17 protein-coding genes and 5 tRNA genes are annotated in these 18,208 nt (G+C 34.2%); all 22 read left to right on the forward strand.

The genetic code is table 11. From position 1 onward, the window contains the following. Nucleotides 1-26: 26 nt before the first annotated feature. The 22 genes from LX95_RS12435 to rpoB all read left to right on the forward strand — a co-directional run bounded on the left by LX95_RS12435 (nucleotide 27) and on the right by rpoB (nucleotide 18,199). Complete coding sequence (locus LX95_RS12435; RefSeq protein WP_111541782.1) at nucleotides 27-716, forward strand: SGNH/GDSL hydrolase family protein; 690 nt, start codon at nucleotides 27-29, stop codon at nucleotides 714-716. 3 nt (nucleotides 717-719) lie between these two features. Beyond that, nucleotides 720-2,000 (forward strand): DUF2851 family protein, encoded by a 1,281-nt coding sequence (locus LX95_RS12440; protein ID WP_111541783.1) that lies wholly within the window; start codon nucleotides 720-722, stop codon nucleotides 1,998-2,000. Nucleotides 2,001-2,067: 67 nt separating this feature from the next. Then, nucleotides 2,068-2,289: a PspC domain-containing protein gene (locus LX95_RS12445; RefSeq protein WP_245924777.1), complete on the forward strand. Its 222-nt coding sequence runs from the start codon at nucleotides 2,068-2,070 to the stop codon at nucleotides 2,287-2,289. A 20-nt stretch (nucleotides 2,290-2,309) separates the two neighbouring features. Further along, complete coding sequence (locus LX95_RS12450; RefSeq protein WP_111541785.1) at nucleotides 2,310-3,332, forward strand: potassium channel family protein; 1,023 nt, start codon at nucleotides 2,310-2,312, stop codon at nucleotides 3,330-3,332. A gap of 139 nt (nucleotides 3,333-3,471) precedes the next feature. Continuing rightward, the gene (locus LX95_RS12455) at nucleotides 3,472-5,592 is read left to right on the forward strand and encodes an amino acid carrier protein (protein ID WP_111541786.1); all 2,121 of its coding nucleotides are present in this window, start codon (nucleotides 3,472-3,474) and stop codon (nucleotides 5,590-5,592) included. Between the two features lie 14 nt (nucleotides 5,593-5,606). After that, a complete protein-coding gene (locus tag LX95_RS12460; protein ID WP_111541787.1) occupies nucleotides 5,607-6,473 on the forward strand; it encodes a ComEA family DNA-binding protein in 867 nt (288 codons plus the stop codon). Nucleotides 6,474-6,526: 53 nt separating this feature from the next. Then, complete coding sequence (locus tag LX95_RS12465) at nucleotides 6,527-7,693, forward strand: acyl-CoA dehydrogenase family protein (RefSeq protein WP_111541788.1); 1,167 nt, start codon at nucleotides 6,527-6,529, stop codon at nucleotides 7,691-7,693. 348 nt (nucleotides 7,694-8,041) lie between these two features. After that, nucleotides 8,042-8,236 carry a 30S ribosomal protein S21 gene (gene rpsU / locus LX95_RS12470; protein ID WP_111541789.1) on the forward strand — a complete coding sequence of 65 codons (195 nt, stop codon included), beginning with the start codon at nucleotides 8,042-8,044 and terminating at the stop codon, nucleotides 8,234-8,236. Nucleotides 8,237-8,295: 59 nt separating this feature from the next. Beyond that, nucleotides 8,296-9,198, forward strand: a complete 903-nt coding sequence (locus LX95_RS12475; RefSeq protein WP_111541790.1) for a tyrosine-type recombinase/integrase — start codon at nucleotides 8,296-8,298, stop codon at nucleotides 9,196-9,198. A 156-nt stretch (nucleotides 9,199-9,354) separates the two neighbouring features. Further along, nucleotides 9,355-9,428 (forward strand) — tRNA-Thr (locus LX95_RS12480). A gap of 45 nt (nucleotides 9,429-9,473) precedes the next feature. Further along, nucleotides 9,474-9,555, forward strand: a tRNA-Tyr gene (locus LX95_RS12485). Nucleotides 9,556-9,602: 47 nt separating this feature from the next. Next, nucleotides 9,603-9,675 (forward strand) — tRNA-Gly (locus tag LX95_RS12490). 66 nt (nucleotides 9,676-9,741) lie between these two features. Then, a tRNA-Thr gene (locus LX95_RS12495) sits at nucleotides 9,742-9,813 on the forward strand. 109 nt (nucleotides 9,814-9,922) lie between these two features. Beyond that, nucleotides 9,923-11,110 (forward strand): elongation factor Tu, encoded by a 1,188-nt coding sequence (tuf, locus tag LX95_RS12500; protein WP_111541791.1) that lies wholly within the window; start codon nucleotides 9,923-9,925, stop codon nucleotides 11,108-11,110. 61 nt (nucleotides 11,111-11,171) lie between these two features. Further along, nucleotides 11,172-11,244 (forward strand) — tRNA-Trp (locus LX95_RS12505). Nucleotides 11,245-11,258: 14 nt separating this feature from the next. Beyond that, nucleotides 11,259-11,456, forward strand: a complete 198-nt coding sequence (gene secE / locus LX95_RS12510; RefSeq protein WP_111541792.1) for a preprotein translocase subunit SecE — start codon at nucleotides 11,259-11,261, stop codon at nucleotides 11,454-11,456. Nucleotides 11,457-11,471: 15 nt separating this feature from the next. Continuing rightward, entirely contained in the window at nucleotides 11,472-12,023 is a 552-nt protein-coding gene (nusG, locus tag LX95_RS12515; protein WP_111541793.1) for a transcription termination/antitermination protein NusG, read from the forward strand. A gap of 74 nt (nucleotides 12,024-12,097) precedes the next feature. Next, nucleotides 12,098-12,535, forward strand: coding sequence for a 50S ribosomal protein L11 (gene rplK / locus LX95_RS12520; RefSeq protein WP_111541794.1), 438 nt, complete (start codon nucleotides 12,098-12,100; stop codon nucleotides 12,533-12,535). Between the two features lie 18 nt (nucleotides 12,536-12,553). Next, entirely contained in the window at nucleotides 12,554-13,252 is a 699-nt protein-coding gene (gene rplA / locus LX95_RS12525) for a 50S ribosomal protein L1 (protein WP_111541795.1), read from the forward strand. A 9-nt stretch (nucleotides 13,253-13,261) separates the two neighbouring features. After that, entirely contained in the window at nucleotides 13,262-13,783 is a 522-nt protein-coding gene (gene rplJ / locus LX95_RS12530; RefSeq protein ID WP_111541796.1) for a 50S ribosomal protein L10, read from the forward strand. Between the two features lie 57 nt (nucleotides 13,784-13,840). Further along, on the forward strand, nucleotides 13,841-14,215 hold the full coding sequence (rplL, locus tag LX95_RS12535; RefSeq protein WP_111541797.1) for a 50S ribosomal protein L7/L12: 375 nt from the start codon (nucleotides 13,841-13,843) through the stop codon (nucleotides 14,213-14,215). A 171-nt stretch (nucleotides 14,216-14,386) separates the two neighbouring features. Then, complete coding sequence (gene rpoB / locus LX95_RS12540) at nucleotides 14,387-18,199, forward strand: DNA-directed RNA polymerase subunit beta (RefSeq protein ID WP_111541798.1); 3,813 nt, start codon at nucleotides 14,387-14,389, stop codon at nucleotides 18,197-18,199. The last annotated feature ends 9 nt before the right edge of the window (nucleotides 18,200-18,208 follow it).

Consider the following 18,208-nt stretch of genomic DNA (forward strand, 5'->3'; position numbering starts at 1 on the left):
ATTAACTTTAAAGATATTCGTGTATTATGGGGTTAAAAAAAATATTTATCATCATTTCGGTTTTGAGTTTATTCGGCTGCAAGGTTAGTCAGCAAAAACTGGCTACAAAAGATAATCTTAACTATTTAGCATTGGGTGATTCTTATACAATAGGAGAAAGTGTAGAAGAAGATGGTAGATGGCCTGTACAATTGGTTAAAGAATTAAATGGGGACAATTTTTCATTTAACCCACCAAAAATTATTGCCCAAACAGGTTGGAGAACAGATGATTTGTTTCAAGCAATGAAAGATGAACCAGCTAAGGAGCAATACGACTTAGTTTCGGTATTAATTGGAGTAAATAATCAATATCAAAATAAAGAACTAGAACAATATAAGAAAGAGCTTAAGAGGATTTTAGAGAATGCTATTTTGTATGCTAAAAGAGGAAATGAAAGCGTATTTATGCTTAGTATTCCCAATTACGGAGTAACGCCTTTTGGGTTAACTTCGGGAAAAGAAAATATTGGAGAAGAGTTGAAAGAGTATGATAAAATAGCTCAAGAAATTTGTGCAAGTTTAGAGATTCCATTTTATAACATTACAGATATTTCGCTTGAAGCGGAAACAAATAAAACTTTAGTAGCTAACGATGGTTTACATCCTAGCGAAAAAATGTATCGTCGATGGGTGGTTAGAATTTTGCCTCAGGTAAAAGATTTACTTAACAATTAAAAGATGAAAGAAGACTTTTTACATTATTTGTGGAAATTTAAAAAGTTTGATGTTTTAAATTTAGTAACTACCGATGGTCAAAAAGTAGAAATCTTAAATTGTGGCACTCATAATACTCAAAATTCTGGTCCAGATTTTTTTAATGCAAAACTTCAAATAGGTAATCAAACGTGGGCGGGGAATGTTGAGATACATCTAAAATCTAGTGATTGGTATGCGCATCAGCATCAAAAAGATCTAGCTTATGACAATGTGATCTTACACGTGGTATGGGAAGATGATGTTGAGGTATTTAGAAAAGACAATACGGTTATAGCTACTTTAAAACTTAGTGATTTCGCTTCCGCGGAAGCGTTAAAAAACTATAGGAAATTGCTTGAAAGGCAGGATTATAAATGGATTAATTGTGAAAAAGATTTAAAATCTGTTTCGTCCTTTACCGTAGAAAACTGGATAGAGCGATTGTATATAGAGCGTCTTCAAGAAAAATCTATAGCGATTGAAAATGCTCTTAAAAACTCTAAGAATGATTGGGAAGCCGTGTGTTTTCAATTACTAGCAAAAAATTTTGGATTAAATATTAATGGAGTGGCCTTTTTTAAAATGGCATCAATAGTTCCTTTTTCAATAATTAGAAAAACCAATAAAGTAGAAACTTTGGAAGCATTATTTTATGGGCTATTAAATATGATCCCTAAAGATGATGGTGATGTATACACTATAAAATTAAGACAAGATTTTGATTATTTACAAAAGAAATATCAGCTTGATTTTCATTTTGAGCAAGTAGAATATTTTAGGTTAAGGCCTCCTAACTTTCCAACCATTAGATTATCTCAATTGGCTACTTTATATGCAAATACTCCCCAGATTTTTATGCAATTAATGGAAGCTAGATCAAGAGGGGAAATTCATAAACTATTAAAAGTAGAAGTTTCAAACTACTGGAAAACCCATTTTACTTTTGGAAAAGAAAGTAAGCGAAGCACTAAAGTGTTATCGTCAAGCTTTATAGATTTACTAATTATAAATACGATTGTTCCTCTTAAATTTCATTATAAAAAATTAAAAGGAGATTTAGATTTAGAAGATTGTTTATCTCTCTTAAAAGAACTTCCAAAAGAGCAAAACTCTATAATTCAATCCTTTAATGTGATAAGGCCAAAAATAGCTATATCTGCATTAGAATCTCAGGCATTACTTCATTTAAAACCTAATTACTGTGATAAAAACAGGTGTTTACAATGCGAAATAGGCTTAAGTTTATTAAAAAAGAAGGTGTAGTTTTCTATTCTATGAAGAATTTATCATTGCAATCGATTAAATGTTATATTTGTTAAAGTCAAATTTTATGGTTTCGAGTATAAGATATTATTTTGAGCGTAACGGGTTTTACGTAAGTTCTCGTTTTGCAGATCGCTTGGGAATGAAAGTAAAAAGCGTGCGTCTCTTTTTTATATACTTGTCATTTGCTACTCTTGGAATAGGCTTTGCGGTATATTTAACTTTAGCTTTTTGGTTAAAATTAAAAGATTTGGTGTATACCAAACGAACCTCTGTTTTCGATTTATAAAAATCATCTACTAATGTAAAATGTCAAGTTTAGTCCGTAAGATTTTTCACGCTAAAATAAATGTTGCCATATTTCTACTTTTCGGAATATTTATTTTAGGAATATTAGGCTTTAGGGTTTTGTCTGGTTATAGCTGGATAGATGCTGTCTACATGACGGTTATTACTATTACAACCATTGGTTTTGGTGAAGTGCAACCCCTTAGTGCGGTAGAAAAATTCTATGTTTCAATATTTATTTTATTAAGTATTATTATAGTGGGTTATGCTCTATCTGTAATTTCAGAACATTTATTAAGAAAAAGTAATATAGGTAATTTAAGATATAGTAGGATGCGAAAAACAATAAACACGTATGAGGATCACGTAATAATATGTGGCTACGGGAGAAATGGGAGGCAGGCTGCATTAAAACTAAAAGCTTACAACAAACAATTTGTAATCATAGATTCCGATAAGGAGGTTATTGATGATTTAATAGAAAAAGGAATTTCCTGTATTGAAGGAAACGCAACCGAAGATGAAATTTTAGAAGAAGCTGGTATAACACGAGCATCTACATTATTATGTGCACTACCCAATGATTCTGATAATCTATTCGTAGTGCTTTCTGCTAAACAGCTTAACCATAATTTAAAAATTATAAGTAGAGCTTCAAGAGAGAACAGTACAAAAAAACTTAAGCTTGCTGGCGCAGATAATGTAATTATGCCCGATAGAATTGGGGGTGACCATATGGCGTCTTTAGTGGTTAATCCAGATTTAATCGAATTTTTGGATAATTTATCTGTAACAGGAGAAAAAGATAGTATTAATATAGAGCAAATTGCTTTTGAGTTTATTTGTCCAGATGAAAGAGAAAGAAGTATTGCAGAGCTTGATTTGAGAAAACAAACAGGTTGTTCAATTATAGGTTATAAATCACCTACAGGAGATTATATAGTAAACCCAGAAGCTAAGTTGATAATTAAAAAAGGCTCCAAGTTAATATTGGTAGGAAGTACAGAACAAATACGCAAAATGCAAGATTTATACTTAAAATAAAATTATTGATATAGCGTTATGATTAACAAATTCTTTACATTTCGTGAGTAATCCCTTTGATATAGTGAGTTTTTTTTTGATATTGCTGCAGATTTAATTTCAATTTTCCAAAATTTATTATAATAAATAATTATACCTTATGAGAAAGTACCTACTTTCAGCATTGTTTTTATGTACAACTATACTTACAATCCAAGCCCAAGTTAATGTAAAGGCACAAGATAATACGGGTGATAGTGATAGTCAAGCTTTAAAAGTAAAGACAGAATTACTTAATCCATCTAGTCTTATTAACGACGGTAGAATAACTCTTAATGTTAGTGGTGGAACGCCTCCATATTCTTATAAGTGGAGTAACCAAGAAACTTCATTAAAGTCTAATAAAGCAGACAATTTAGTTGAAGGTATTGATTATACTGTGATTATTACTGATGCTAATCAAAACACAGTCACTAAGTCTTACCGCATTCCTGCGGAGTCTATTACAGAAAATTTTAACGGCACATTTGCTCCTATTGTTCAAAGTATGGGAGCAATTCTTTTTTGGGACCCATTCACCGCTTTAGGTGTTTATGATCCTATTGTGTATGCTGACGTTAAAAATGTATCTATTCCTAATTGGACGAGTGAAACTGAAGATAAATTTACTCTTAAATCTTGGGAAGCTAAAGAAGGACAACATATCGCTAAAGGAGATGTTATTGCAATAATCACATCAGAAAAAGAAGGAGATATAGAAGTGAAATCCTCAACAAGTGGAAAACTTCAACATTTAGTAAAGGAAGGAAACAGTATTTTTGACTATACAAATACGGCAGATTTAATAGAATCTGGCGCTCATTATTTTGCACGTATACAATATGATGAACCTGTAATTCTAACACACCCTAACGGAGATCCTCAAACTCACAACATACCTTTTATTGTAGTATGGTTAGTATTGGGAGCTGCATTCTTTACCATAAGAATGGGGTTCATTAACTTTAGAGGATTTAAACACGCACTAGATTTAGCTAAAGGTAAATATGATGATCCTAATGCGCCAGGAAGTATTACACATTTTCAGGCATTATCTACAGCGGTCTCGGCCACAGTAGGTTTGGGAAATATTGCAGGGGTTGCTGTAGCAATTTCGTTAGGTGGAGCGGGTGCTACATTTTGGATGGTGTTGGCAGGTTTAATGGGAATGTCATCAAAATTTGTAGAGTGTACTCTGGGAGTAAAATATAGGTTTATAAATAAAGAGGGTAAAATATTTGGAGGTCCTATGAATTACCTTCGCTATGGTTTGGAAAAAAGAAACTTAAGCGGTTTAGGTAAATTTTTAGCAGGATTTTTTGCGGTATTAGGTGTAGGAGCTTCTTTTGGAGGAGGAAACATGTTTCAAGCAAATCAATCTTTTGAAATTTTATCAGGTCAATTTCCAGCATTAATAGGGAACGGTTTCTGGTTTGGTATCATTGTATCTGTACTTGTAGGTGTTGTTATAATTGGAGGGATTAATAGTATCGCTAAGGTTACAGGAAAAGTAGTTCCATTTATGGCAGCAGTATATGTAATTGGTGCATTAGCAGTTATAGGAATTAATATTGAAAACATCGGTCCTGCATTTAGTGCAATCTTTGAAGGAGCTTTTAATCCAACCGCTCTTAAAGGAGGAGTTATAGGAGTTTTAATTGTTGGTTTTCAACGTGCAGCATTTTCTAATGAGGCAGGTGTTGGTTCGGCAGCAATTGCCCACAGTACAGCAAAAACAAATCATCCACCTTCAGAAGGATTCGTAGCTTTGTTAGAACCTTTTATCGATACAGTTGTAGTTTGTACTTTAACAGCATTAGTATTAATCTTCACAGGGATGCACGAAGTTGAAGGAGTTGGAGGAGCACAATTAACCTCTCAGGCTTTTGCAAGTGTAATTTCTTGGTTCCCGTATGTACTAGCAGCAGCAGTATTCTTATTTGCATTTTCTACCATGATCTCTTGGTCATATTATGGAATGAGAGCTTGGACTTATTTATTCGGAAAAAGCAACAAGTCCGAATTTGTATATAAAATGTTATTTTTAATATTCGTAGTAATAGGATCTTCTGTAAGTTTGGGAGCAGTTCTAGACTTTTCAGATATGATGATTCTAGCCATGTCTTTCCCTAATATTATAGGATTGTATATTCTTTCAGGAGAAGTACGAGAAGATCTACGTGAATACTTCAGAAAATTAAAAGCAGGTGAACTATTTAAGAAGCAAAATGTGACTTCTTAAGCAACATATAACATATGAAAACACAATCCCATTTCAGTTTAAATAAAAAACAACGAAATGGGATTTTGTTCTTTTGGGTAGTTATTGTTTTGATTTTTATAGGAATCTGTTATCAAGACACTCTTTTTCCTCTTCCCGAAAATAAAATTGTACAAGATGAGCAAGCTCAGCTAATTCAACATAAAATAGATTCCTTAGCGGAAGCAAAAACAAAGAAAAAATTTAAAATCTTTCCTTTTAATCCTAACTATATAAGCGATCACAAAGGTTATACTTTAGGAATGAGCTTGGATGAAATTGACAGGCTTCATCAATACAGAGAACAAAATAAATGGATCAATTCCATTCAAGATTTTAAAAAAGTTACTCAGGTTTCAGATTCGTTGCTCAATACCATATCACCTTATTTTAAATTTCCAGAATGGGTAAAAGAAAACAAGAAAAATACTTCGCATAAAAGAGGTGCCACTCCTCATCATTTAAAATCTGATTTAAATCACGCTACGGAAAAAGATTTAATTTCCGTTAACGGAATAGGGCAGACCTTATCTAATCGAATTATTAGATATAGAGTTCGTATTGGAGGTTTTATTGATGATATTCAAATTAAAGATATTTACGGATTGCCTTACGAGACAGAGCAAAACCTTTTAGATAAGTTTACGGTAAAGACTAAAAATAAACCTACACTGTTAAATATTAATTCTGCTACAGTTATTCAGTTAACTGAAATACCTTATTTCGACTACGAACTTGCGAGAAGAATAATTAATTATAGGAAATTGAATGAAAAAATCACAACTTTTGAAGAATTAATAAAAATAGATGGTTTTCCTAGTCATAAAATAGATAGAATACAATTATATTTGACCATTGAGTAATTAATGATAAAAGGGCTTTTTAATTTTTAAAAAGTCAATAAAAGTATAAATAAATGAATAATATGTATTTTACTGAAGAACACGAACTTTTTAGGCAAAGTCTTAAAGATTTTTTACAAAAAGAAGTGGTGCCTCATCTGGATAAGTGGGAGAAGACAGGTACTATTGAAAGGTTCATCTGGGAGAAGTTTGGAGAAATGGGTTACTTTGGTATCAACTACCCAGAAAAATATGGAGGTTTAGAGTTAGACCTTTTCTATACAGTTATTTTCTTAGAAGAATTACAAAAGATCAATTCTGGAGGTTTTGCAGCAGCAATGTGGGCGCACGCTTACTTAGCGATGACGCACTTAAACAAAGAAGGAGATGAGAGAATAAAGCAAGAATATCTAACTCCAAGTATTGAAGGTAAAAAAATAGGTTGCCTTTGTATTACAGAGCCTTTCGGCGGATCTGATGTTGCAGGTATGAAAAGTACAGCAGTAAAAGATGGTGACTCTTATATTATTAATGGTTCAAAAACTTTTATTACTAATGGAATCTATTCAGATTACTTGGTAGTAGCAGCGAAGACTTCACCAGAATTAGGAAATAAGGGAATGAGTATTTTTGTAATGGACAGAGATACACCAGGTATTGCTTCTACAAAATTAGATAAGTTGGGTTGGAGAGCTTCAGATACTGGAGAAATTTCTTTCACCGATGTAAGAATTCCTGCTGAAAACCTAATGGGTGAAGAAGGTCAAGGCTTCCCATACATTATGCAGCACTTTGCGTTAGAGAGATTGATTATGGGTATTAATGCACATGCAAGAACAGAACATGCATTGCAGTATACTTTAGGGTATATGAGTGAAAGAACTGCTTTTGGTAGATCTATAGATAAATTTCAAGCCTTAAGACATAAAATAGCCGATATTGCAAGTGAAGTAGAGATGTGTAAAGAGTTTAATTACTCTATCGCAAAAAGACTAAATCAAGGTGAATATGTAGTAAAAGAGGCGAGTATGTCTAAATTACTTTCTACAAAAATTGCCGATCAAGGTATATATGACTGTCTACAACTTTTAGGAGGTTATGGTTATATGGAAGATTATCCATTAGCTAGAATGCTTCGTGATAGTAGACTTGGTCCAATAGGAGGTGGTACTTCTGAAATTCTTAGAGAGATTATCGCCAAAATGATAATCGACAAAAAAGAGTATAAACCAGCAACCTAGATTAGAGAGAATCGTTTTGGCGAAAATTCCATTTTTCTACGCCAAAATGATTATCGACAAAAAAGAGTATAAACCAGCAACCTAGATTAGAGAGAATCGTTTTGGCGAAAATTCCGTTTTTCTACGCTAAAATGATTATCGACAAAATAAAGTACAAACTAGCAACTTAAATTAATAATATTATTTTCGTTGCCACGGAATTTAAAAAAAAAAGACTCAGCCAATGGTTGGGTCTTTTTTTATAGATAATAAATATTTGCGATATCATAATTTTAAAAAGTTTGTAGTCTACATTCTCAATAAATAATATATTTGCGCAAATTTTTAAAGAAAGGAGGTGGTAAATAGATGTTGATAGTACAAATAAAGGACGGTGAAAATATTGAAAGAGCGTTAAAGCGTTACAAGCAAAAGTTTAATAAGACGAAAACGATGTATCAATTACGATCTAGACAAGAATTCATAAAGCCTTCTGTTACAAATAGAGAGAAAATTCAAAAAGCTCAATACATTCAGGAGCTAAGAGATCAAGAGAATATTTAATTTTTCGAAAATCCAAAAATTGACCATAAAGTAAGTAACTTTATGGTCAATTCTTTTATATGGCATCCATAGATAAATTTGTAGAGTATTTAAGATTAGAGAAAAACTATTCAGAGAATACGGTTATTGCCTATCAAAACGACTTATTAAAATTTAGAAAATTTGTTGAAAGTCAGTTTCAAGAGAGTGAATTAAAAAACGTTAATTACTCTATTATTAGAACTTGGATTATAGAGTTGTCTGAAGGGGGTATTTCTAACAACTCTATCAATAGGAAAATTTCATCACTTAATGCTTTTTATAGATTTTTACTTAAAACAAAAACAATTAAGGTCTCTCCTTTGGTTAAACATAAAGCGCTAAAGACTTCTAAAAAAATTCAAGTTCCTTTTTCTAAATCAGAGATTCAAGAGGTACTTCAATTAATAGAGGTAGATTCTTTTCAAACTTCAAGGGACCGATTGTTAATAGAGTTGCTGTATGTTACAGGTATGCGTAGGGCAGAGGTGATTTCATTAACCTTAGGCAATCTAAATTTGGAAAATAGAACTTTAAAATTCATAGGAAAAAGAAATAAAGAACGAGTGGTTCCTATAATTGGTACTCTTGTAAATAGCATTAAGGTGTATTTAAATTTTAGAGAAAAACTTTTACAGAGCTTATCTAAACAAACAGATGTTCTCTTTTTAACAGAAAAAGCTAAAAAGGTCTATCCTACGTTGCTTTATAGGAAGATTAATGAAGTGTTTTCATTAGTATCTACTAAAACAAAAAAAAGTCCTCACGTATTAAGACATTCTTTTGCAACCCATTTATTAGCCAATGGTGCTAACTTACAAGAAGTAAAAGAACTCTTGGGGCATGATAGTTTGGCTTCTACTCAGGTTTACACCTATAATGACATTAATAGTCTAAAAAAGGTATATGGGAAATCGCATCCTAGAAATAAAAGTGAAAAATAATTTTGACTAATATTTTGATAATCAATAAGATGTTTTTTTATTCAAAAAAAAGATGAAAAAAAACGCAAAAATATTTTGTGTAATTCACAAACTCCTCTATATTTGCATTCCGTTAGAAAAGCGGTAGTTCTTTAGAAAATAGAAAAAGTAAAAGATGCCGATGTAGCTCAGCTGGCTAGAGCAGCTGATTTGTAATCAGCAGGTCGTGGGTTCGAGTCCCTCCATCGGCTCTGTTCTATGAAATTTTGAAGGTTTTTTTTATTTAAAAAACCAATGGGGAGATACTCAAGCGGCCAACGAGGGCAGACTGTAAATCTGCTGACTACGTCTTCGCAGGTTCGAATCCTGCTCTCCCCACTAAAAACTTAATTTAAAATTAAGTTTAGAATGCAAAATTTTGGAATGCGGGAGTAGCTCAGTTGGTAGAGCGTCAGCCTTCCAAGCTGAATGTCGCCAGTTCGAACCTGGTCTCCCGCTCTATTTTCACTAAGGCAACTTGGTGGGGATGGGGCTTAACTTGCATAAAGCAAAAATAAGTTTTATGCCGACGTAGCTCAGGGGTAGAGCGCTTCCTTGGTAAGGAAGAGGTCACGAGTTCAATTCTCGTCGTTGGCTCTATTTGTGAGGCGTTTGCTTTTCGTAAACAAAACTTTCGGGTTGTTGTTTTTTTGTATTGTATAAAATTGAACACTAATATATAACTAAGATTAAATAAGTATTAATTATGGCAAAGGAAACTTATGATCGTTCCAAACCGCACTTGAATATAGGTACAATTGGACACGTAGATCACGGAAAAACAACTTTAACAGCAGCGATTACAAAAGTAATGGCAGATGCTGGTTATTCAGAGGCTAGTGCTTTTGATCAGATTGATAACGCTCCAGAGGAGAAAGAGAGAGGTATTACAATTAACTCTTCTCACGTTGAATATTCTACAGCAAATCGTCACTACGCACACGTTGACTGTCCTGGTCACGCCGATTACGTGAAGAACATGGTTACTGGTGCTGCTCAAATGGACGGTGCTATTTTAGTTGTTGCTGCGACTGATGGTCCAATGCCTCAGACTCGTGAGCACATCCTTTTAGGTCGTCAGGTTGGTATTCCAAGAATTGTTGTATTCTTAAATAAGGTTGACCTTGTAGATGATGAAGAATTATTAGAGCTTGTTGAAATGGAAGTTAGAGATTTACTTTCTTTCTACGAGTATGATGGTGATAATGGACCTGTTGTTTCTGGATCTGCTTTAGGAGCTTTAGAAGGAGATGATAAGTGGACAAAAACAGTTTTAGAATTAATGGAAGCTGTTGATGCTTGGATCGAGTTACCAGAGCGTGATGTTGATAAGCCATTCTTAATGCCAATTGAAGATGTATTCTCTATTACAGGTCGTGGAACTGTTGCTACAGGTCGTATCGAAACTGGTATTGCAAATACAGGAGATCCAGTTGAGATCATCGGTATGGGTGCAGAGAAATTAACTTCTACTATTACTGGTATTGAAATGTTCCGTCAGATCCTTGATAGGGGTGAGGCTGGAGATAACGCAGGTATCTTATTAAGAGGTATTGAGAAGTCTCAGATTTCTAGAGGTATGGTAATTACTAAGCCTGGATCTGTAACTCCTCACTCTAAATTTAAAGCTGAGGTTTATATCCTTAAAAAAGAAGAAGGTGGACGTCATACTCCATTCCATAATAATTACCGTCCTCAGTTCTACGTTAGAACTACAGATGTTACAGGTACTATTAATTTACCTGATGGAGTAGAGATGGTTATGCCAGGAGATAACTTAACTATTACTGTTGAGTTAATCCAAACTATTGCAATGAATGTTGGTCTTCGTTTTGCAATCCGTGAAGGAGGTAGAACAGTAGGTGCTGGTCAGGTTACTGAAATTTTAGACTAATTTTGAATATATATTATAAGTTTAAGGTGTTTCGGTTTTCGAAACACCTTGGCTTATAGATACGGGTTTAGCTCAGTTGGTAGAGCACTGGTCTCCAAAACCAGGTGTCGGGAGTTCGAGTCTCTCAACCCGTGCAAATAAAATAATCATGGCAGGAATCGTAAATTATATTTCAGAGTCTTATAACGAGTTAAAAAACCACGTAACTTGGCCTCCTTATGCAGAGGCTCAGAGGCTTACGGTTATTGTGCTTGTTTTTTCAGTATTATTTTCTTTAGCGATATGGGGTGTAGATACCGTTTTTAGTTCTGCGATCGAGCAATATTTTGAATGGGTAAAATCTTAAGAATCAACTAGCGATATGTCTGAAGGGAATTTGAAAAAATGGTACGTTGTTCGTGCTGTAAGTGGTCAAGAGAATAAAGTTAAGGATTATATAGAAAAAGAAATAGCTCATCAAGGTTTAGAAGATTTTGTAGAGCAAGTCTTGGTTCCTACGGAGAAAGTTATTCAAATCCGTAACGGAAAAAAAATCAATAAAGAAAGAGTATATTTCCCTGGATACATAATGGTTCAGGCTAATATAGGTGGGGAAATACCTCATATTATAAAGGGTATTAATGGAGTAATTGGTTTTCTGGGCGAGACAAAGGGAGGTGATCCTGTTCCGTTAAGAACATCAGAAGTTAATAGAATGTTAGGTAAGGTAGATGAGTTGTCTGTTAAGGCAGATAGTGTGGCTATTCCTTACAATGTAGGAGAAACTATCAAAGTGGTCGATGGTCCGTTTAACGGATTTAATGGTACTGTGGAGAAGGTGAATGAAGAAAAACGCAAGCTTGAGGTAATGGTGAAAATATTTGGAAGAAAGACACCATTGGAATTGAGCTACATGCAAGTTGAGAAAATATAAATTGTTACATATATATATTAGAATTATTGTTAATGCTTCCACTTTAAAAATAATTCAAACTAAATTTTTAAGAAATGGCAAAAGAAGTAAGTAAGGTTGTAAAGCTACAAGTAAAAGGAGGCGCGGCAAACCCGTCGCCACCAGTTGGACCTGCTTTAGGTGCTGCCGGAGTAAATATCATGGAATTCTGTAAGCAATTCAATGGTAGAACCCAAGATAAAGCTGGTAAAGTATTACCAGTTGCAATTACAGTATATAAAGATAAGTCTTTTGATTTTGTAATTAAAACTCCTCCAGCGGCTGTTCAACTTATGGAAGCAGCAAAAACAAAGAAAGGTTCGGGAGAGCCAAATAGAAAGAAAATAGCAAGCGTAACTTGGGATCAAGTAAGAGCTATTGCTGAGGATAAAATGCAAGATTTAAATGCGTTTACTGTCGAGTCTGCTATGAAAATGGTAGCTGGTACTGCACGTTCAATGGGAGTAACAGTAAAAGGTGATGCACCATTTTAATCCAAAAAGAAAGTAAAAATGGCAAAATTAACAAAAAAGCAAAAGGAAGTTCAGTCAAAAATAGATTCTACAAGAACCTATACTGTAGCTGAAGCTTCTGCTTTAATAAAAGAAGTATCTAACGTAAACTTCGATCCGTCTGTAGATTTAGCAGTTCGTTTAAATGTAGATCCACGTAAAGCTAACCAAATGGTTAGAGGTGTGGTGACACTTCCACACGGAACTGGTAAAGATGTAAAGGTGTTGGCTTTAGTAACTCCAGATAAGGAGCAAGAAGCTAAAGATGCTGGTGCAGATTATGTTGGTCTAGATGAGTACTTAGATAAAATTAAAGGTGGTTGGACTGATGTTGATGTAATCATCACCATGCCTAGTGTTATGGGTAAATTAGGTCCTTTAGGTAGAGTTTTAGGTCCTAGAGGTTTAATGCCTAATCCAAAAACTGGTACAGTTACTATGGATGTTGCTAAGGCAGTTTCTGATGTAAAAGCAGGTAAAATCGACTTTAAAGTAGATAAGACTGGTATTGTACACGCAGGAATTGGTAAAGCCTCTTTTGATGCAGAGAAAATTGCAGGAAATGCAAGAGAATTATTAACTACGCTAGTAAAATTGAAACCTCAGGCAGCTAAAGGTATTTATATTAAAAGTATTTATATGTCTAGTACTATGAGCCCAAGTGTTGAGATTGATACAAAAAGGTTTACTGAGCAATAATTAGATATTATGACAAGAGAAGAAAAATCACAAGTAATAAAAGATTTAACTGCCCAGTTAACTGATACATCTATCATCTATTTAGCAGATATTTCTGGTTTAGATGCTGGGACGACTTCTAACTTAAGAAGAGCTTGTTTTAAGGCTAACGTTAAGTTATCGGTAGTTAAAAATACATTGTTGGCTAAAGCCATGGAAGTAACCGAAAAGGATTTTGGTGACTTACCGTCAACTTTAAAAGGCAATACTTCAATTATGATTGCAGAAACTGGTAATGCACCAGCTAAAGTAATCAAAGAATTCAGAAAAAAGGCTGAAAAGCCACTTTTAAAAGGAGCTTTCATTAATGAGGCTGTATATGTAGGAGATGAGTATTTAGAAACTCTTTCTAACATTAAGTCTAAAGAAGAAGTTATTGGAGACATCGTTGGATTGCTTCAATCTCCTGCTAAAAATGTTGTATCAGCACTTAAGTCAGGTGGTGGTAAAATTGCAGGAATTCTTAAGACTCTTTCTGAAAAAGAAGGATAAAACGTACGCACTTTTTAACAATTATAATTCAAATTACACATTTTAAAACGATAGAAAATGGCAGATTTAAAAGATTTCGCAGAACAATTAGTTAACTTAACAGTAAAAGAAGTAAACGAGTTAGCTGATATATTAAAAGAAGAATATGGTATCGAGCCTGCAGCTGCTGCTGTAGTAGCTGGTGGTGGAGCCGCTGGTGGTGATGATGCTGCTGAAGAGCAAACTGAGTTTGATGTAATCCTTAAAGCCGCTGGAGGTTCTAAACTTGCAGTTGTAAAATTAGTTAAAGAATTAACTGGTTTAGGATTAAAAGACGCTAAAGGTTTAGTAGATGGTGCACCAGCTCCAATTAAGGAAGGTGTTGCTAAAGACGAAGCTGAGGCATTAAAATCTCAATTAGAAGAAGCAGGAGCTGAGGTTGAGCTTAAGTAAGCTTAACAAGCAATATTATTTAGGTTTAGACCTCCAAGCTTTGGCTTGAAGGTCTAAACCATTTTGCGTATTTATACGCGGCGTTTATTCGCAAACATTTTTTATATTTAATTAGGCTTTTGATATTTTGATGTGGCCTCAAATATTAAAAACCTCAAATTCCGTCCATAGATGTTAGAAACGCAAACTGAAAGATTGAATTTCTCTTCTGTTAAAAACAGACCTGATTATCCGGATTTCCTTGATATCCAGATAAAATCATTTCAGGACTTTTTTCAATTAGAAACAAAATCAGAAGAAAGAGGGAATGAAGGATTATACAATACCTTCATGGAAAATTTCCCTATTACGGATACCCGTAATCAGTTCGTATTAGAATTTTTAGACTATTTCGTAGATCCTCCACGTTATTCAATTCAAGAATGTATTGAGAGAGGGTTAACATATAGTGTGCCTTTAAAAGCTAGGTTAAAGCTTTATTGTACCGATCCTGAGCATGAAGATTTTGAAACTATCGTGCAAGATGTGTATTTAGGTACTATTCCTTATATGACTCCAAGTGGTACCTTCTGTATCAACGGAGCTGAACGAGTTGTCGTTTCTCAACTACACCGTTCTCCTGGAGTTTTCTTTGGACAGTCTTTCCATGCTAACGGAACTAAATTATATTCTGCTAGAGTAATTCCATTTAAAGGTTCTTGGATAGAATTTGCTACCGATATTAATAGTGTAATGTACGCTTATATCGATAGAAAGAAAAAATTACCTGTTACCACTCTTTTCCGTGCTATCGGATTTGAAAGAGATAAAGATATTTTAGAAATTTTTGATCTTGCAGAAGAAGTAAAAGTTTCTAAGTCTGGACTTAAAAAAGTTTTAGGTAGAAAACTAGCCGCACGTGTTTTAAATACGTGGTATGAAGATTTCGTAGATGAAGATACAGGAGAGGTAGTTTCTATTGAGCGTAATGAAATTGTATTAGATCGTGATACTGAACTTGAAAAAGATCACATCGAAGAAATTTTAGAAACTGGTACGAAAACTATTCTTTTACATAAAGAGGATAATTCTACTGGTGATTATGCTATTATTCACAATACTTTACAAAAAGATCCTACCAACTCAGAGAAGGAAGCGGTAGAACATATATACAGACAATTACGTAATGCAGAGCCGCCAGATGAAGAGACGGCTAGAGGAATTATTGATAAATTATTCTTCTCAGACCAACGTTACAATTTAGGTGAAGTTGGGCGTTACCGAATGAATAAAAAATTAGGTCTTGATATTGCTATGGATAAGCAAGTGCTTACCAAAGAAGATATCATTACTATTATAAAATACCTTATTGAGTTAATTAACTCAAAGGCAGAGATAGATGATATCGATCACCTTTCTAATCGTCGTGTTAGAACTGTAGGAGAGCAATTGTCTCAACAATTTGGCGTAGGTTTAGCTCGTATGGCAAGAACAATTCGTGAGCGTATGAATGTACGTGATAACGAAGTGTTTACACCTATAGATTTAATTAATGCGAAGACACTTTCTTCTGTAATTAATTCTTTCTTTGGTACCAACCAGCTTTCTCAATTTATGGATCAAACCAACCCATTGGCAGAAATAACGCACAAGCGTCGTCTATCTGCATTAGGGCCTGGAGGTCTATCTAGAGAAAGAGCAGGTTTCGAGGTTCGAGATGTTCACTATACACACTATGGTCGTCTTTGTCCTATTGAAACTCCAGAGGGACCAAACATTGGTTTAATTTCATCTCTTTCAGTTTATGCAAAAGTAAACGGAATGGGATTCATTGAGACTCCTTACCGTAAGGTGGAGAATGGGAAGATTGATATTACTAATGAAGCGGTTTATTTCTCTGCTGAAGAAGAAGAAGGAAAATTAATTGCACAAGCAAATATTCCGTTAACAGATGATGGTACGATCAATACCGATAAGGTAATTGCTCGTATGGAAGGAGATTTTCCTGTAGTAGATCCTAAAGAGATTCATTTTACAGATGTTGCTCCTAATCAAATATCATCTATTTCGGCATCTTTAATTCCGTTCTTAGAACATGATGATGCCAACCGTGCATTGATGGGATCTAACATGATGCGTCAAGCTGTACCATTATTGAGAGTAGATTCTCCAATTGTAGGAACAGGATTAGAGCGTCAAGTAGCTTCAGATTCACGTGTATTGATTAATGCAGAAGGAGATGGAACAGTAGAATACGTAGATGCGCAAAAAGTAACTATAAAGTACGACCGTACCGAGGAAGAAAGAATGGTAAGTTTTGAATCTGATTCTAAAACTTATAATCTAATTAAATTTAGAAAAACTAACCAAGGTACATCAGTAAACCTTAAGCCAATTGTTCGCATAGGCGATAGAGTAGCTAAGGGACAAGTACTTTGTCAAGGTTATGCTACAGAAGCTGGAGAATTAGCTTTAGGTAGAAATATGAAAGTAGCTTTTATGCCTTGGAAAGGGTATAACTTTGAGGATGCGATTGTAATTTCTGAAAAAGTAGTAAGAGAAGATATATTTACGTCTATTCATATTGATGAGTACTCTTTAGAAGTAAGAGATACTAAATTAGGTAATGAAGAATTAACTAATGATATTCCTAACGTTTCAGAAGATGCCACAAGAGATCTTGATGAGCATGGTATGATTCGTATTGGAGCAGAGGTTAAACCTGGTGATATCCTTATCGGAAAAATTACTCCAAAAGGAGAATCAGATCCAACTCCAGAAGAAAAACTTTTACGTGCTATTTTTGGAGATAAAGCTGGAGACGTAAAAGATGCTTCTTTAAAGGCTTCTCCATCATTAAATGGTGTAGTAATTAACAAAAAGTTATTTGCTAGAGCAGTTAAAGATAAGCGTAAGAGAGCTCAAGATAAAGAAGATATTGCAAGACTTGAAGATAAGTACAGAGTTAAGTTTGAGACACTTAAAAATGAATTAATCGACAAGTTGTTTGTTATCGTTGGAGGAAAAACGGCACAAGGAGTAAAGAACGATTTAGGTGAAGATGTTTTACCAAAAGGTAAAAAGTATACACTTAAAATGTTAAACTCTGTAGATGATTATACGCATTTAACGCAAGGTACTTGGGCTACAGATGACCATACCAATGCATTAGTGGCAGATTTAATTCACAACTATAAAATTAAAGAAAACGATCTTCAAGGTAACTTAAGAAGAGAGAAGTTTACGATTTCTGTAGGAGATGAATTACCTTCTGGAATTATAAAATTAGCTAAGGTTTATATCGCTAAAAAGCGTAAGCTTAAAGTAGGTGATAAGATGGCAGGACGTCACGGTAACAAAGGTATTGTTGCAAGAATCGTTCGTCAAGAAGATATGCCATTCTTAGAAGATGGAACTCCAGTTGATATCGTGTTAAACCCATTAGGGGTACCTTCACGTATGAATATCGGACAAATTTATGAAACTGTTTTAGGTTGGGCCGGAGAAAAATTAGGTCAAAAGTATGCAACACCAATTTTTGATGGTGCTACTATAGATCAAATTAATGAGCTTACAGATGAAGCAGGTATTCCAAGATTTGGACATACTTACTTATATGACGGAGGAACAGGAGATCGTTTTGATCAAGCAGCAACTGTTGGAATTATTTATATGCTGAAATTAGGGCATATGATTGAAGACAAAATGCACGCTCGTTCAATAGGACCTTACTCGTTAATCACACAACAACCATTAGGAGGTAAAGCTCAATTTGGAGGTCAGCGTTTTGGAGAGATGGAAGTTTGGGCATTAGAAGCATACGGTGCTTCTGCTACCTTACGTGAAATCTTAACAGTAAAATCTGATGATGTAATTGGTAGAGCTAAAACTTACGAAGCAATCGTAAAAGGAGAGCCAATGCCAGAACCAGGATTGCCAGAATCTTTTAACGTATTAATGCACGAATTAAAAGGATTAGGGTTAGATATTAAGTTAGAAGAGTAATAAGGATTG

The sequence above is a fragment of the Mesonia algae genome (assembly GCF_003253545.1).
Classification (GTDB): domain Bacteria; phylum Bacteroidota; class Bacteroidia; order Flavobacteriales; family Flavobacteriaceae; genus Mesonia; species Mesonia algae.

What these genes read in the sequence shown, in the direction of transcription:
- rplJ (WP_111541796.1), top strand. Translation starts at nt 13,262, where the DNA reads ATGACAAGAGAAGAAAAATCACAAGTAATAAAAGATTTAACTGCCCAG.
- LX95_RS12435 (WP_111541782.1), top strand. Translation starts at nt 27, where the DNA reads ATGGGGTTAAAAAAAATATTTATCATCATTTCGGTTTTGAGTTTATTC.
- LX95_RS12475 (WP_111541790.1), top strand. Translation starts at nt 8,296, where the DNA reads ATGGCATCCATAGATAAATTTGTAGAGTATTTAAGATTAGAGAAAAAC.
- rplL (WP_111541797.1), top strand. Translation starts at nt 13,841, where the DNA reads ATGGCAGATTTAAAAGATTTCGCAGAACAATTAGTTAACTTAACAGTA.
- secE (WP_111541792.1), top strand. Translation starts at nt 11,259, where the DNA reads ATGGCAGGAATCGTAAATTATATTTCAGAGTCTTATAACGAGTTAAAA.
- rpoB (WP_111541798.1), top strand. Translation starts at nt 14,387, where the DNA reads ATGTTAGAAACGCAAACTGAAAGATTGAATTTCTCTTCTGTTAAAAAC.
- LX95_RS12445 (WP_245924777.1), top strand. Translation starts at nt 2,068, where the DNA reads ATGGTTTCGAGTATAAGATATTATTTTGAGCGTAACGGGTTTTACGTA.
- LX95_RS12465 (WP_111541788.1), top strand. Translation starts at nt 6,527, where the DNA reads ATGAATAATATGTATTTTACTGAAGAACACGAACTTTTTAGGCAAAGT.
- LX95_RS12455 (WP_111541786.1), top strand. Translation starts at nt 3,472, where the DNA reads ATGAGAAAGTACCTACTTTCAGCATTGTTTTTATGTACAACTATACTT.
- LX95_RS12450 (WP_111541785.1), top strand. Translation starts at nt 2,310, where the DNA reads ATGTCAAGTTTAGTCCGTAAGATTTTTCACGCTAAAATAAATGTTGCC.
- tuf (WP_111541791.1), top strand. Translation starts at nt 9,923, where the DNA reads ATGGCAAAGGAAACTTATGATCGTTCCAAACCGCACTTGAATATAGGT.
- rplK (WP_111541794.1), top strand. Translation starts at nt 12,098, where the DNA reads ATGGCAAAAGAAGTAAGTAAGGTTGTAAAGCTACAAGTAAAAGGAGGC.
- rplA (WP_111541795.1), top strand. Translation starts at nt 12,554, where the DNA reads ATGGCAAAATTAACAAAAAAGCAAAAGGAAGTTCAGTCAAAAATAGAT.
- LX95_RS12460 (WP_111541787.1), top strand. Translation starts at nt 5,607, where the DNA reads ATGAAAACACAATCCCATTTCAGTTTAAATAAAAAACAACGAAATGGG.
- nusG (WP_111541793.1), top strand. Translation starts at nt 11,472, where the DNA reads ATGTCTGAAGGGAATTTGAAAAAATGGTACGTTGTTCGTGCTGTAAGT.
- LX95_RS12440 (WP_111541783.1), top strand. Translation starts at nt 720, where the DNA reads ATGAAAGAAGACTTTTTACATTATTTGTGGAAATTTAAAAAGTTTGAT.
- rpsU (WP_111541789.1), top strand. Translation starts at nt 8,042, where the DNA reads ATGTTGATAGTACAAATAAAGGACGGTGAAAATATTGAAAGAGCGTTA.